Origin of the sequence: Curtobacterium sp. SP.BCp (genome assembly GCF_051903255.1) — a bacterium.
Classification (GTDB): Bacteria; Actinomycetota; Actinomycetes; order Actinomycetales; family Microbacteriaceae; genus Curtobacterium.
Map to the genome: position 1 here is coordinate 2,568,382 of NZ_CP194338.1, position 12,723 is coordinate 2,581,104.

15 protein-coding genes and 4 tRNA genes are annotated in these 12,723 nt (G+C 70.9%); 5 read left to right on the plus strand and 14 right to left on the minus strand.

Annotated features, from left to right (window positions below; all coding sequences use genetic code 11):
• Positions 1-50: 50 nt before the first annotated feature.
• Together ACRQ4C_RS12060 and ACRQ4C_RS12065 are read left to right on the plus strand one after the other, a co-directional pair.
• Positions 51-1,262, plus strand: coding sequence for an ROK family protein (locus ACRQ4C_RS12060; RefSeq protein ID WP_439688805.1), 1,212 nt, complete (start codon positions 51-53; stop codon positions 1,260-1,262).
• A gap of 48 nt (positions 1,263-1,310) precedes the next feature.
• The gene (locus ACRQ4C_RS12065; RefSeq protein WP_439688806.1) at positions 1,311-2,039 is read left to right on the plus strand and encodes a YqaJ viral recombinase family protein; all 729 of its coding nucleotides are present in this window, start codon (positions 1,311-1,313) and stop codon (positions 2,037-2,039) included.
• Here the strand turns inward: ACRQ4C_RS12065 and ACRQ4C_RS12070 are convergent.
• The 6 genes from ACRQ4C_RS12070 to ACRQ4C_RS12095 form a co-directional block, all read right to left on the minus strand.
• Positions 2,036-2,644, minus strand: a complete 609-nt coding sequence (locus ACRQ4C_RS12070; protein ID WP_439688807.1) for a Pr6Pr family membrane protein — start codon at positions 2,642-2,644, stop codon at positions 2,036-2,038. The two genes, ACRQ4C_RS12065 and ACRQ4C_RS12070, sit on opposite strands and share 4 nt — an antisense overlap.
• Before the next feature lie 84 nt (positions 2,645-2,728).
• Complete coding sequence (gene rplA, locus ACRQ4C_RS12075; protein ID WP_022834225.1) at positions 2,729-3,418, minus strand: 50S ribosomal protein L1; 690 nt, start codon at positions 3,416-3,418, stop codon at positions 2,729-2,731.
• Between the two features lie 74 nt (positions 3,419-3,492).
• Positions 3,493-3,924 (minus strand): 50S ribosomal protein L11, encoded by a 432-nt coding sequence (gene rplK, locus ACRQ4C_RS12080; RefSeq protein ID WP_022906459.1) that lies wholly within the window; start codon positions 3,922-3,924, stop codon positions 3,493-3,495.
• Positions 3,925-4,045: 121 nt separating this feature from the next.
• On the minus strand, positions 4,046-5,086 hold the full coding sequence (nusG, locus tag ACRQ4C_RS12085) for a transcription termination/antitermination protein NusG (protein ID WP_400413143.1): 1,041 nt from the start codon (positions 5,084-5,086) through the stop codon (positions 4,046-4,048).
• Between the two features lie 75 nt (positions 5,087-5,161).
• Positions 5,162-5,440, minus strand: a complete 279-nt coding sequence (gene secE, locus ACRQ4C_RS12090) for a preprotein translocase subunit SecE (protein ID WP_290131223.1) — start codon at positions 5,438-5,440, stop codon at positions 5,162-5,164.
• A gap of 20 nt (positions 5,441-5,460) precedes the next feature.
• Positions 5,461-5,533 (minus strand) — tRNA-Trp (locus ACRQ4C_RS12095).
• Between the two features lie 173 nt (positions 5,534-5,706).
• Here ACRQ4C_RS12095 and ACRQ4C_RS12100 point away from each other — a divergent pair.
• Positions 5,707-6,888, plus strand: coding sequence for a pyridoxal phosphate-dependent aminotransferase (locus ACRQ4C_RS12100; protein ID WP_439690902.1), 1,182 nt, complete (start codon positions 5,707-5,709; stop codon positions 6,886-6,888).
• Positions 6,889-6,963: 75 nt separating this feature from the next.
• Here ACRQ4C_RS12100 and ACRQ4C_RS12105 read toward each other — a convergent pair whose 3' ends face one another.
• Genes ACRQ4C_RS12105 through ACRQ4C_RS12115 form a run of 3 tightly spaced genes read right to left on the minus strand, consistent with a single transcriptional unit; the run spans position 6,964 to position 8,872 of the window.
• Positions 6,964-8,004: a UDP-N-acetylmuramate dehydrogenase gene (locus tag ACRQ4C_RS12105; protein ID WP_439690903.1), complete on the minus strand. Its 1,041-nt coding sequence runs from the start codon at positions 8,002-8,004 to the stop codon at positions 6,964-6,966.
• On the minus strand, positions 8,001-8,426 hold the full coding sequence (locus ACRQ4C_RS12110; protein ID WP_290131220.1) for a MaoC/PaaZ C-terminal domain-containing protein: 426 nt from the start codon (positions 8,424-8,426) through the stop codon (positions 8,001-8,003). The genes ACRQ4C_RS12105 and ACRQ4C_RS12110 overlap by 4 nt, the downstream gene beginning before the upstream one ends.
• Positions 8,423-8,872: a MaoC family dehydratase N-terminal domain-containing protein gene (locus ACRQ4C_RS12115; protein WP_079236588.1), complete on the minus strand. Its 450-nt coding sequence runs from the start codon at positions 8,870-8,872 to the stop codon at positions 8,423-8,425. The genes ACRQ4C_RS12110 and ACRQ4C_RS12115 overlap by 4 nt, the downstream gene beginning before the upstream one ends.
• Positions 8,873-8,985: 113 nt before the next feature.
• On the opposite strand from ACRQ4C_RS12115, the gene ACRQ4C_RS12120 reads away from it, so the two are divergent.
• A complete protein-coding gene (locus ACRQ4C_RS12120; protein WP_290131219.1) occupies positions 8,986-9,375 on the plus strand; it encodes a hypothetical protein in 390 nt (129 codons plus the stop codon).
• Between the two features lie 100 nt (positions 9,376-9,475).
• Here ACRQ4C_RS12120 and ACRQ4C_RS12125 read toward each other — a convergent pair.
• The 5 genes from ACRQ4C_RS12125 to ACRQ4C_RS12145 all read right to left on the minus strand — a co-directional run bounded on the left by ACRQ4C_RS12125 (position 9,476) and on the right by ACRQ4C_RS12145 (position 12,051).
• Positions 9,476-9,549 (minus strand) — tRNA-Met (locus tag ACRQ4C_RS12125).
• A gap of 33 nt (positions 9,550-9,582) precedes the next feature.
• Positions 9,583-9,654 (minus strand) — tRNA-Thr (locus tag ACRQ4C_RS12130).
• Between the two features lie 93 nt (positions 9,655-9,747).
• Positions 9,748-10,932 (minus strand): M23 family metallopeptidase, encoded by a 1,185-nt coding sequence (locus tag ACRQ4C_RS12135; RefSeq protein WP_439688808.1) that lies wholly within the window; start codon positions 10,930-10,932, stop codon positions 9,748-9,750.
• 149 nt (positions 10,933-11,081) lie between these two features.
• Positions 11,082-11,912 (minus strand): inositol monophosphatase family protein, encoded by an 831-nt coding sequence (locus ACRQ4C_RS12140; protein ID WP_439688809.1) that lies wholly within the window; start codon positions 11,910-11,912, stop codon positions 11,082-11,084.
• A 57-nt stretch (positions 11,913-11,969) separates the two neighbouring features.
• A tRNA-Tyr gene (locus ACRQ4C_RS12145) sits at positions 11,970-12,051 on the minus strand.
• A gap of 145 nt (positions 12,052-12,196) precedes the next feature.
• Here ACRQ4C_RS12145 and ACRQ4C_RS12150 point away from each other — a divergent pair.
• Positions 12,197-12,685, plus strand: coding sequence for a YajQ family cyclic di-GMP-binding protein (locus ACRQ4C_RS12150; RefSeq protein WP_242088468.1), 489 nt, complete (start codon positions 12,197-12,199; stop codon positions 12,683-12,685).
• Positions 12,686-12,723: the final 38 nt, after the last annotated feature.

Below are 12,723 nucleotides of genomic sequence, written 5' to 3' on the forward strand. Positions count from 1 at the left end.
TTCGGCGCACTTCGTTGCGTGTCCTGTTCGATGTGTGCTCTACTCGCCGCATGGTCGACTTGACTCGGACGGCAGCGTCGCCTCCGGTCGGGACGAGCGAGCTCTTCCAGATCCTCCGTGACGGCGTGCCACGGACCCGGGCCGAGCTCGCCGCCCTGACGGGGATGGCACGCTCGACGATCGGCGTGCGCCTCGATGCCCTCATCGAGGTCGGACTCGTCGGACCGGTGGAGACCGCCGCCTCGACCGGTGGACGGCCGCCAGCGCAGGTCGCCCTGGTGCCCCGCGCCCGGCTCGTGGTCGCCGCGGACCTCGGCGCCTCGCACGGACGGGTCGCCGTGACCGACCTCACCGGGGCGCCGCTCGCCTCCCGGGACGCGCGCATCGACATCGCCGCCGGACCCGTGGCGACGCTGTCGTGGCTGGTCTCCGTGATCGACGAACTGCTCGCCGAGGTCGGACGCACCCGCGACGACGTCATCGCCATCGGCATCGGCGTGCCCGGACCCGTGGAGTTCTCCACCGGGCGCCCGGCGAACCCCCCGATCATGCCCGGATGGGACGGCTTCGACGTGCCCGGGTGGCTCCGGCAGCACGTCGCCGCCCACGTCCTCCTCGACAACGACGTCAACATCGCCGCGCTCGGCGAACGGCAGCGCGGCTGGACCGACGTCGACCACCTGCTCTTCGTGAAGGTCGCCACCGGCATCGGCTCCGGCATCGTCTCCGACGGCGTCCTGCAGCGCGGTGCCCAGGGCACCGCGGGCGACATCGGCCACGTCCGGGTCGGCCGGGCCGAGGACATCCCGTGCCACTGTGGCAACACCGGCTGCCTCGAGGCCGTCGCGTCCGGTCCGGCGATCGCCCGCGCGCTGCGCGCCAAGGGCCGCGAGGTCCACACGAGCGGGGACGTGATCGACCTCGTCTCGCGAGCCGACCTCGACGCCATCGCCGCGGTCCGGCAGGCCGGGCGGGACATCGGCGAGGTGCTCGCCACCTGCGTGTCGCTCATGAACCCGTCCGTGATCGTGCTCGGCGGGTCCGTCACCCGCGCCGGCGAGCACCTCCTCGCCGGTGTCCGCGAGGTCGTGTACGCCCGGTCGATGCCGCTCGCGACGGAGCACCTCGTGATCGCGCAGTCCCGGGCGGGCTCGCACGCGGCGCTGCACGGGGCGGCGGCGCTCGCGATCGACTACGCGCTCTCCCCCGCGGGCGTCGACGAGCTCGTCGCGTTCGCCGAGGGACGCGCACTGGTGTCCTGACCGCGCGTCGGTTTCCGTCGCGTCGGTGGGCGGGGTGAGAATCGTCGGGTGACGATCGTGCAGCCCACCCTGTGGGGCGACCTGGACCCCGGACTGGAGGCGGAGCTCGCCTCCGCCGCGCCGGCACCGGGTGCGCGGACGGCCGGTCCCGGCTCCTCGGCACCTGCGGTGGGCGTGCAGCACGACACGTTCACGGTCCTGCGGGGGCACACCGAGCGCATCGTCGCGCACTCCTCGGACCGGATGGCGTGGCTCCGCGCGCGGGCCATGGGCATCACGGCGACCGACGTCGCCCGGCTCGCCTCGCTCCGCGCGGTCCACGCCGTCGTCGCCGACAAGCGCTACGGCTCCCGGTTCTCGGGCAACGTGTACACCGAGCACGGCCGGGAGCGCGAGCCCGTCATCGCTGCCTGGGTCGCTGCGACGCACGGCATCGAGCCGTCCGCGCACCTCTTCCACGCCGCCGCGAACCGTGCACACCTCGCCACACCCGACGGCGTCGGACACGACGGTGACGGGCGACTCGTGCTCGCCGAGATCAAGACGACCGCGAAGGGCTGGCGGAGCATCCCCCGGCACTACCTCCGGCAGATCTGGTGGCAGCAGTACGTGCTCGGGGCCGACCGCACCCTGTTCGTCTGGGAGCGCCACGACGACTTCGTCCCCGCGCACGACGAGCCCGAGTGCCGCTGGGTCGACCGCGACGACGACCAGATCCGGGTCCTGATCGACCTCGCCGACCGGGTGCTCGACACCCTCCGCCGCGACCGGGTCTAGACCTTCACGATCCGGAGTCGGCTCATCCCCACGACGAGCACGCCCATCAGCGCGATGAAGACCGCGACGCCGAGGCAGTACAGCGCGACGACGCCGTACCCGAGCGACGGGTTCAGGAACGGGTACGGCACCCACCCGTCGGTCGCGCCGCGGACCAGGACGACCACGAGCCAGACGGCCGGGTAGATCAGGAACCACCACACGTGCCGGAGCAGCAGCCTGCCCCGGTCCGAGAAGAGCAGCCAGTCGAGCACGGCGTAGAGCGGGATCCACTTGTGGAGCACGTCGTTCGACCACGGCACGGTGTTCTCGACGGCGGCTCCGGTGAGCAGCGTGTTGTACACGACCCCCGTCGTCGCGATGTAGACCGTGGCGGCCCCGCGGAACACCGACAACCGGAGCGGCTCACGCTTCGACCGCAACGCCACGACGAGCGTCACGCCGAGGGCGACCGCGATGACGATGTTCGACTGGATCGTGAAGTACCCGAAGAAGTTGAACGGGTTGTACTCCGGCGACCGGGAGCTGACGAGCCACTGCGCGAGGATCGCGGAGGCGGTGGCGATGACCGCGATGAGCCGGAGGGCGTTGACGAGCGTGCGCACGTCGCCACGCTATCGGGACATCGCCCCGGACGACGAGAAGACCCGCACCGAACCGGTGCGGGTCTTCCCTGACTGATCAGCAGATCAGATGCTGTTGACGTCGAGCGGGATGCCCGGGCCGAAGGTGGTCGCGACGGACCCCTTCGTGATGTAGCGGCCCTTCGAGGAGCTCGGCTTGAGGCGGACGATCTCCTCGAGCGCGGCCGAGATGTTCTCGTCGAGCTGCTCCGGCGTGAACGAGGCCTTGCCGACGACGAAGTGCACGTTGGCGTGCTTGTCGACGCGGAACTCGATCTTGCCGCCCTTGATGTCGTTGACGGCCTGCGCGACGTTCGGGGTCACGGTGCCGGTCTTCGGGTTCGGCATGAGGCCACGCGGGCCGAGCACCTTGCCCAGACGGCCGACCTTGCCCATGAGGTCCGGGGTCGCGACGGCCGAGTCGAAGGCGGTGTAGCCGTCGGCGACCTTCTGGATGAGCTCGTCGCCACCGACCTCGTCGGCACCGGCGGCGATGGCGGCCTCAGCAGCAGCACCGACCGCGAAGACGATGACGCGGGCGGTCTTGCCCGTGCCGTGCGGCAGGATGACCGTGCCGCGGACCATCTGGTCCGCCTTGCGCGGGTCGACGCCGAGCTTGAGCGCGACTTCGACGGTGGAGTCGGTCTTCGCCGAGCCGGTCTCCTTCGCGAGGGCGACGGCCTCGGTCGGGGTGTAGAACTTGTCGGCCTCGATCTTCGCGGCCGCGGCCTGGTAGGCCTTGGACTTCTTCGCCATGGTGTTCTCCTCTGGGAGCTACGTGGTTGACGAGCCGGCGAGGCTCTCCCACGGAAGGGTGTTGGGGGTGTGGATCAGGCCTCGACCGTGATGCCCATCGAGCGCGCGGTGCCGGCGATGATCTTCGCGGCCTGCTCGATGTCGTTGGCGTTCAGGTCGGCCTGCTTGGTCTCGGCGATCTGACGGACCTGGTCCATCGAGATCTTGGCGACCTTGACCGTGTGCGGGGTCGCGGACCCCTTCTGCACACCCGCAGCCTTCTTGATGAGCTCGGCGGCCGGCGGGGTCTTGAGGACGAACGTGAACGAACGGTCCTCGTAGACGGTGATCTCGACCGGCACGACGTTGCCACGCTGCGACTCGGTCGCGGCGTTGTACGCCTTGCAGAACTCCATGATGTTCACGCCGTGCTGACCGAGCGCAGGACCGATCGGCGGGGCCGGGTTGGCGGCGCCCGCGTTGATCTGCAGCTTGATCAGGCCCGTGACCTTCTTCTTCGGTGCCATGACTTGTTTCCTCCTGGAATCGAACGCACGGGGATCCGTGCACTCTCCCGCGGGCCCGGCCGTTCCGGACCGCGGTGAAGCCCCACACGCTCAGCGTGCGGGGCCAAACCTCGGTAGCTTACTACAGCTTGGTGACCTGGTCGAAGCTGAGCTCGACCGGGGTCTCGCGCTCGAACAGCGAGACGAGGACCGTGAGCTTGCCGCTCTCCGGCTTGATCTCGGAGATCGAACCCGGCAGGCCCGCGAACGAGCCTTCCTTGATGGTGATCGTCTCGCCGATCTCGAAGTCGACCTCCGCCTGCGGCTGGGCCTGCGCGGCACCGCCGGACTTCGCGCCGCCCTTGGCCGGAGCGGCCTCGGCGACCTGGACGAGCGACTTCAGCATGCCGAAGGCCTCGTCGAAGCGGAGCGGGGTCGGGTTGTGGGCGTTGCCGACGAAGCCGGTGACACCCGGGGTGTGGCGGACGACCGACCACGAGTCCTCGTTGAGGTCCATGCGGACGAGCACGTACGAGGGGATCCGGACGCGGGTGACCAGCTTGCGCTGCCCGTTCTTGATCTCGACGACGTCCTCCATCGGGACCTCGACCTGGTAGATGTAGTCCTCCATCGACATCGAGACCATGCGGTTCTCGATGTTCGACTTCACGCGACGCTCGAAGCCCGCGTAGGAGTGGATGACGTACCACTTGCCGGGCTTCATCCGCAGCTCGGCCTTGAAGGCCTCGTACGGGTCGACCTCGGCGGGCTCGTCAGCGTCGAGGGCCTCGTCGGCGGCGAGGGTCTCGTTCGCCTGCGCGGCGGACTCCTCCTCGAGCTCGACCTCTTCCTCGTCCTCGACCGCTTCGACGGCGGCCTCGGCCTCGTCGGCGGAGTCGATCTCGAGGGCGTCGTCCACGACCGCGTCGGCCTCGGGGTCACGCGACTCCTGCAGGGCGGTGAGTGCCTCGTCGAGGCCGGCGTCGACCGTGCCGTCGTCGGGCTCGTCGCTCAGACCGAGGGACTCGTCGTCGGCGTCCTCGACCGAGATCGCACGCTCCTCAGCGGACTCGGCAGCGAGCTGCTCGCCGGTCTCGACGTCGCCTTCCTGGTTCTCCTCGACCTCGGAGGACTGCTCGGCAGCCGTCGCGAGGTCGATGTCGTCGCGGGAGTTGTCAGACAATGTCGATTCTTTCCGTTCGGTGGTGCGGATCGGGTTGGCGAGCGATCAGCCCGGCCTGCGGTCGGTCGGACCGGATCAGGCGGTCGGACCGTTGCCGAAGACGTAGCCGACGCCGTACCCGAACACGAAGTCGAGGACCGACACCAGGACCATCATCACGATCACGAAGACCAGGACGACGCCGGTGTAGCTGAAGAGCTCCTTGCGGGTCGGCGTGACCACCTTGCGGAGCTCGCCGATGACCTGACGGATGAACAGGGCGATGGCAGCGAACGGCCCGCGACGCGATGCGCGGTCCTGCTTCGCCTTGGCGACGACGTCGTCCGCCGTCGCTTCCACGTCTTTGCTCGCCAACTTCTACCCTTCCAGATGTGCAGGGCGGACAGGACTCGAACCTGCAACCTGCGGTTTTGGAGACCGCTGCTCTACCAATTGAGCCACCGCCCTTCGGAACCCGGTTCGTCACCGATCCGCGTTCCGGTGGTCGAGTGTACGGGAGTCCGTCACACGGTGTCCACTTGACGGATGCTCCGGCGTGCCGCGCCGATAGGCTTGGCCCCGTGAGCACCGCAGCCGAAGGCCCCGAGTCCACCGCCAACCCCGCCGCCCCGCAGCAGCGCATCGCGTCGCGCATCGCAGCCATCGCCGAGTCCGCCACCCTCAAGGTCGACGCGAAGGCCAAGGCGCTCAAGGCCGCGGGTCGGCCGGTCATCTCGTTCGCCGCGGGCGAGCCCGACTTCGCCACGCCGCAGCACGTCGTCGACGCCGCCGTCTCCGCCGCGCAGGACCCGAAGAACCACCGCTACACGCCCGCCACGGGACTGCCCGAGCTGAAGCAGGCGATCGCCGCCAAGACCGCTCGCGAGTCGGGCGTGTCGGTCGACCCGTCGCAGGTCATCGTGACGAACGGCGGCAAGCAGGCGGTCTACCAGGCGTTCCAGACGATCGTCGACGAGGGCGACGAGGTCCTCCTCCCGGCCCCGTACTGGACCACCTACCCGGAGGCCATCCGGCTCGCGGGCGGGGTCCCCGTCGACGTGTTCGCCGGCAGCGACCAGGACTACCTCGTGACGGTCGAGCAGCTCGAGGCCGCGCGCACCTCGAAGACCAAGGCGCTGCTGTTCTGCTCGCCGTCGAACCCGACCGGCTCCGTGTACTCGGCGGAGCAGACGAAGGCGATCGGCGAGTGGGCGCTCGAACACGGCATCTGGGTCATCAGCGACGAGATCTACCAGGACCTCGTGTACGACGGCGTCCGCTTCACGGGCATCCTCGACGCGGTCCCTGCTCTCGCCGACACCACGATCCTCGTCAACGGCGTCGCGAAGACCTACGCGATGACCGGTTGGCGCGTCGGCTGGTTCATCGGCCCGGTCGACGCCGTCAAGGCCGCCTCGAACCTGCAGTCGCACCTGTCGAGCAACGTCTCGAACGTCTCGCAGCGGGCAGCGATCGCCGCACTGGACGGCCCGCAGGAGCCCGTCGCGGCGATGCGGGAGGCGTTCGACCGCCGTCGTCGGGCCATCGTCGACGGCCTCAACGCGATCCCGGGCTTCGTCACGCCGACGCCGAAGGGCGCCTTCTACGTCTACCCGGACGTCACGGCACTGCTCGGCCGAGAGTGGGCTGGCTCCACGCCGACGACCACGCTCGAGCTCGCGGACCTCATCCTCGAGCACGCTGAGGTCGCGGTCGTCCCCGGCGAGGCCTTCGGCCCCTCCGGCTACCTGCGGCTGTCGTACGCGCTGGGCGACGACGACATCGCCGAGGGCGTGTCGCGCCTGGCGAAGCTCTTCATCTAGTCCCCGACACGACGACGGCCCGCCTCCGAGGAGGCAGGCCGTCGTCGTCCTGGAGGCACGGGTCGGCTCGGGCGGTCAGCCGGCGGCGAGCAGGTCCCCCACCACCACGGGCTCGGGCACGAGCGTGACGCCGAAGCGGTTGAGCACCGTGATCTGCACGTAGCGGGCCAGCTCTGCGACCTGCGCCGCGGACGCTCCCCCGCGGTTCGTCAGCGCCAGCGTGTGCTTCGACGAGATCGCCGCGCGTGACCCGGGGACCGCGTACCCGCGGTGGACGCCGGCTTGCTCGATGAGCCACGCGGCGCTGAGCTTCACGTCGTCGCCGGCGGGCCAACGCGGAGCATCGGCGGGCAGGGTCTCGGCGAAGGCCGCGGAGACGATCGGGTTCGTGAAGAACGACCCGGCACTCCAGGTGTCGTGGTCGTCGCCGTCGAGCACCATGCCCTTCGACCCGCGGAGGCGGAGGACCTCGTCGCGGACGGTCGCCGGTGCCACCCGGGCGCCGAGTTCGACCCCGAGGGACCCGGCGAGCTGTGCGTAGCGGACCGGGACGCCGTCGTCGGACGCGGCGCCGAGCCGGAACTCGACCGTGAGCACCACGCCGCGTCGTCCGTGCTTCAGGGTCGACGAGCGGTAGCCGAGCGCGAGCTCGGCCGCGGGCACCCACGCGCGCTCCCCCGTCGACGCGTCGAGGAAGTCGATGCGGGTGAGCAGGTCGGACAGCTCGACCCCGTAGGCGCCGATGTTCTGCACGGGGGCGGCACCGACCGTGCCCGGGATGCCGCTCAGTGCCTCCAGGCCGGTCCATCCGTTCGTCACCGTCTGCGCGACGAAGGCGTCCCACGGTTCACCGGCCGCCACGCGGACGGTGACGCCGTCGACGTCGATCTCGTGGTCGATGCCGCGTGTGCGGACGAGCACGACCGTGCCGTCGAAGCCCGGGTCGGCCACGAGGAGGTTGCTCCCACCACCGACGACGAGCCAGTCGTCGTCCTGCCAGGCGGTGCGGGTGTGCTCGACGAGCTCCTCGGTGGTCGTCGCGGTGAGCAGGGTGCTCGCAGGACCGCCGACGCGGAGCGTCGTGAGGTCGGCGAGCAGGGCGTCCGTCACGGTCAGCGGAACGCCACCGTGACCTGCGCCTTGCCGAGCACGGTCTGCCCGGCGGCGGTCACGGTGAGGTCGATGCGTTGCGGGCGCCCGTCGTCGTCGACGGTGCCGACCTTCGCGACGACGCCGACGGTCGCGCCGTCTTGCGGGTCGACGACCACGGGACGGGTGAAGCGGACGCCGTACCGCGTCACCCAGCCGCGGTCGCCGAGCCACTCGGCGACGGGCTGGACGGCGAGGCCCATCGTGAGCATGCCGTGCGCGAGGACGCCCGGGAGCCCGACCGACGCGGCGACGTCGTCACGGTAGTGGATCGGGTTGAAGTCGCCGGAGGCGCCGGCGTACCGGACGAGCGAGTCGCGCGTGAGGTGCACCTCGCGCTCGGCGACGACGGTGCCGACCTCGAGCGAGGTCGCGGGTGCGGTGGTCATGCGTCGTCTCCTCGGACCACGAGGGTGGAGGTCGCCGTGACGACGTGCTCCCCCGCGGCGTCGTTCATCGTGCTCTCGGCGGTGACCATGGCGTTGCCGCCGAGGGTCTTCACGCTCGTCACGGTCAGCGTGGCGGTCAGTTCGTCGCCGGCCACGATCGGGCGGTCGTACGTGAAGGCCTGCTCCCCGTGCACGACCCGCGAGAAGTCGATCCCGGCGTCCGGCTCGGCGAGGAGCTGGGCGAGCGTGGCCTCCTGCACGACGACGGCGAAGGTCGGCGGTGCGACCACGTCGTCGTAGCCGGCGGCACGGGCGGCCTCCGGCTCGTGGTGGATCGGGTTCGTGGCGAAGACGGCGCGGGAGAACTCGCGCACCTTCTCGCGACCGACCAGGTAGGGCTGGGCCGGCGGGAACGTCCTGCCGACGAGCTCGGGGTTCACAGACACGTCCGGCAGTCTACCGAGCGCGGTCCGACACCGGATGTCCATGAGGATGCATCGGCTATGCTGCAGGGGCGACGTCGGGGGGGGTGTCGCGCGAGCTCGGGGAGGGAGCAGCCATGGAGGCACGGACGGAGTACGCCGTACACACCGGGGACCGGCGAGCGGCGATGGAGGTCGCGAGCGCGGCCCTGCGCCGGAGCGGACACGAGGTGACGACGACCGGTGGGACGATCACGGCACGGAGCGGGAGCCGCTTCCTCACGACGCTGCTCGGTGCGCTCGTCCACCCCTCGCGGCAGTTCCGGCACTACGAGCTGTCGACGACGGTGACCGGAGCGTCCACGACGATCACGGTGCGTCCGCTCCACCACGGGACCGCGGTCGCGGGCGGGGCGATCGGGGCGGAGCGTCGGCGCGCTGCGTGGCGGCAGGTGACGAGCGCGGTCGAGGGGGCCCTGCGCTCCGCCGGGGTGCTCGTCGACCGGACGGACCACGGCGCGCACTGAGCCGGCGCGCACTGAGCCGGCTCGCACTGAGCCGGCTCGCACTGCGGCGGCGAACGCCGGGAACAGGAGAGGCCCGACGCGAACGCGCCGGGCCTTGCTGTAGCGAGGGCGGGACTTGAACCCGCGACACCACGATTATGAGCCGTGTGCTCTAACCAACTGAGCTACCCCGCCGGAGATCCGGAGGCGACACTCGCTCCGGGTCGGAGCCCCGAGTCAGGATTGAACTGACGACCCCTTCCTTACCATGGAAGTGCTCTACCACTGAGCTATCGGGGCGATGTGCCGCGAACGGCACCACACGAGAGTAGCAGACTCGCGACGGTGGTCCGGAACCGGGCTCGACGCCCGGGCGTGCCGCCGCGGAGGCCGCTAGTCCGCGTTCTCCTCGAGCCAGGTCAGCGGGTCCACCGGGACGCCGTCGACGTGGATCTCGAGGTGCAGGTGGGGGCCGGTCGAGTTGCCGGTGCTGCCCACCTCGCCGAGCTCGTCACCGACCGAGACCTGCTGCCCGGTGACGACCTTGAACGTGTTGTCCTTCATGTGGCCGTAGACGCTGACGAACTGCTTGCCGTCGACGTCGTGGGTCACCCAGACGTCGTTGCCGAAGCCGCCGTCGTTCGCCTGGACCTTCGTCACGACGCCGTCCGCGATGACCCGGATCGGGGTGCCCTCACCCGGCGCGAAGTCGACGCCCATGTGGTTCGTCGAGCAGAACGAGCAGCCGGCGACCTGGCGTCCGCCGAAGCCCGAGGTGATCGGGACACCGGTGAGGAAGGGCCACTGGATCGTGCCGTCGGCGTCGTTCGTGAACGCCGACGCATCCGTGTTGGCGTACTGCGTGGCGTCGGAGACCGTGTACTGGTCACGCGTGGTCGAGCCGTCCGCGGCCTGCCCGACGCTCATCGACTGGGCACTCCCGGAGGCGGCGGACCGGGCCGAGGTCGAGCCGGCCTCCGGCGTGTAGAGCGCCTGCGCCGGGAGGGAGGTCGAGACCACCAGTCCGGCGACGAAGAGCAGGGCTCCGACCGCGGTGACGCGCGAGGCGGTGCGACGGAACGCCGCGCCGGCAGGGGCAGGAGCGGCCGTCGCTGCCGGGGCGGCAGGACGGCGGGCCGGACGCACGCGGGCGGTGGCCCCGCCGCGGCGCGACGAGGCGGGAGCGGTGGTGGACCCGGCGCGGCGCGAGATCCGGGACGGCGATGCCGGAGCGGCGCGCTCGGCGGCCGGCGCGACGACCGGAGACGTCGGCGCGGGCGGGGTCGCCGGCCCGGCGTCGGCGACGGGCAGCACCGGCGACGTCGGCGCGAGGTCGACCGGGGACGCGGGCGCGCGGTCGACCGGGGACGCGGGCGCGCGGTCGACCGGGGACGCCGGGGCGACCGCGTCGACGGGGGCGCCGACGATCGCGGCGAACTCCTCGGTCGTGCCGATCGGCGTCGTACGTGCAGCGGCTCGCTCGGCCTCGATGCGCGCTCGTCGGGTCAGGTGGACGACCGGGGTGGGTGCGTCGACGGTGACGTCGGTCGGTGCGGGCGTGGTGGAGGCGTCGGGCATGCGTTCGGTGCTGATCCTGATCGGGGGAGGAGTGGGGGCCGTTGGTAACGAGCCGGTAACGGAACCCCTGAACGGTAGCAAAGGACAACACTGCCCGCCAGTCGTGTCCCCCGGCTCGGCGCTCACCCAGTCCGAGGGCTGCACGCCGCTCAGGCCGGTGTGACCCCGAGGGCTGCGGCCTCGGCGCGGTGCAGCAGGGCCTCGAGCTCGTCGGCCACCGCGGCGCTCGCGAACAGGAACGACCGCGTGTCCCCCGCCTGCCACGAGCGGACCTCGGCCCCGGCCGCCGCGGCCACGATCGACCCGGCGGCCATGTCCCACGGGTTGATCCCACGTTCGTAGTAGGCATCGACGGTGCCGTCCCCCACCGCGCAGCAGTCGAGCGCCGCCGATCCCCCACGACGGACGTCCCGGACGCTCCCGATGAGCTCCGCGAGCACGGCGACCTGGCCGCGGCGACGCTCCGCCGTGTACGCGAACCCGGTCGACAGCAGCGTCTCGGCGAGCGAGTCGGGCGACGCGGCCACGATCGGCGCACCGTCCCGGGTCGCGGGACCTCCGGCGACGGCGCGGAACACCGTCCCGGTGGCCGGTGCGACGACGACGCCCGCGATCGGCTCCCACGTCGCGGGGTCCGGAGCACCGCGCACGACGCCGATGCTCACCGCGTAGTCGGGGCGTCCGTAGAGGTAGTTGACAGTGCCGTCGATCGGGTCGACGACCCAGGTGACGCCGCTCGTCCCGTCCGTCCCGCCCGCCTCCTCGCCGAGGACCGCGTCGTCCGGGCGCGCCTCGGCGATCCGGCGGCGCACGAGGTCCTCGACCTCCCGGTCCGCGGCGGTGACCACGTCGACCACGCTCGACTTCCGGTCGGCGACCTCGACCCCCTCGGCGCGTCGGCGGGCGGCGAGCGCGGCGGCCTCACGGGCGATGGACTCGGCGAGGTCGGCGAACGCGGACGGCGAGGGTTCAGGAGCCATGCACCCATCTTGCCGGGGAACGACGAAGCCCCCTCCGAGGAGGGGGCTTCGATCACGTGGCAAGTGAGGGATTCGAACCCCCGAAGGCTACGCCGGCTGATTTACAGTCAGATCCCTTTGGCCGCTTGGGTAACTTGCCATCGCGCACCCAGCCCGTGTGATCACCAACCGGAGGCGCGCAGAACAGCATAGCCGATGCGCGGGGGTGGTCGTGACCACCTCGTCGGGCCGGGCCGGTCCGCGGTCCTGAACCGCGCCTCCCGGCCGCCGATAGGCTGTCCGGCATGGCAGACAGTTCCTTCGACGTGGTGAGCAAGGTCGACAAGATGGAGGCGGAGAACGCCGTCAACCAGGCGGCCAAGGAGATCGAACAGCGCTACGACTTCAAGGGCGCCGGCGCATCGATCGCGTTCAGCGGTGAGGACGTCCTCATCAAGGCGAACTCCGAGGAGCGGGCCCGCGCCGTGCTCGACGTGCTGCAGTCCAAGGCGATCAAGCGCAGCATCAGCCTCAAGAGCCTCGACGCCGGCGACCCCTTCCCCTCGGGCAAGGAGTTCCGCATCGAGGTGAAGTTCAAGAACGGCATCGAGCAGGACGTCGCGAAGAAGATCGGCGCGTTCCTCCGCGCGCAGGCGCCGAAGAGCGTGAAGAGCCAGATCCAGGGCGACGAGCTCCGGGTGTCCTCCAAGAGCCGTGACGACCTCCAGAACACCATCCAGCTGCTGAAGGGCGAAGAGTTCGACGTCCCGCTGCAGTTCGTGAACTTCCGCTGACGCCCGCGTCCGCCTGACCCGACACCGACGACGTCACC

Excerpts from the sequence above, each read along its gene's own strand:
- ACRQ4C_RS12060 (WP_439688805.1), top strand. The coding sequence starts at position 51 with ATGGTCGACTTGACTCGGACGGCAGCGTCGCCTCCGGTCGGGACGAGC.
- rplA (WP_022834225.1), bottom strand. The coding sequence starts at position 3,418 with ATGGCGAAGAAGTCCAAGGCCTACCAGGCCGCGGCCGCGAAGATCGAG.
- rplK (WP_022906459.1), bottom strand. The coding sequence starts at position 3,924 with ATGGCACCGAAGAAGAAGGTCACGGGCCTGATCAAGCTGCAGATCAAC.
- ACRQ4C_RS12110 (WP_290131220.1), bottom strand. The coding sequence starts at position 8,426 with ATGACCACCGCACCCGCGACCTCGCTCGAGGTCGGCACCGTCGTCGCC.
- ACRQ4C_RS12120 (WP_290131219.1), top strand. The coding sequence starts at position 8,986 with ATGGAGGCACGGACGGAGTACGCCGTACACACCGGGGACCGGCGAGCG.
- ACRQ4C_RS12135 (WP_439688808.1), bottom strand. The coding sequence starts at position 10,932 with ATGCCCGACGCCTCCACCACGCCCGCACCGACCGACGTCACCGTCGAC.
- ACRQ4C_RS12140 (WP_439688809.1), bottom strand. The coding sequence starts at position 11,912 with ATGGCTCCTGAACCCTCGCCGTCCGCGTTCGCCGACCTCGCCGAGTCC.
- ACRQ4C_RS12150 (WP_242088468.1), top strand. The coding sequence starts at position 12,197 with ATGGCAGACAGTTCCTTCGACGTGGTGAGCAAGGTCGACAAGATGGAG.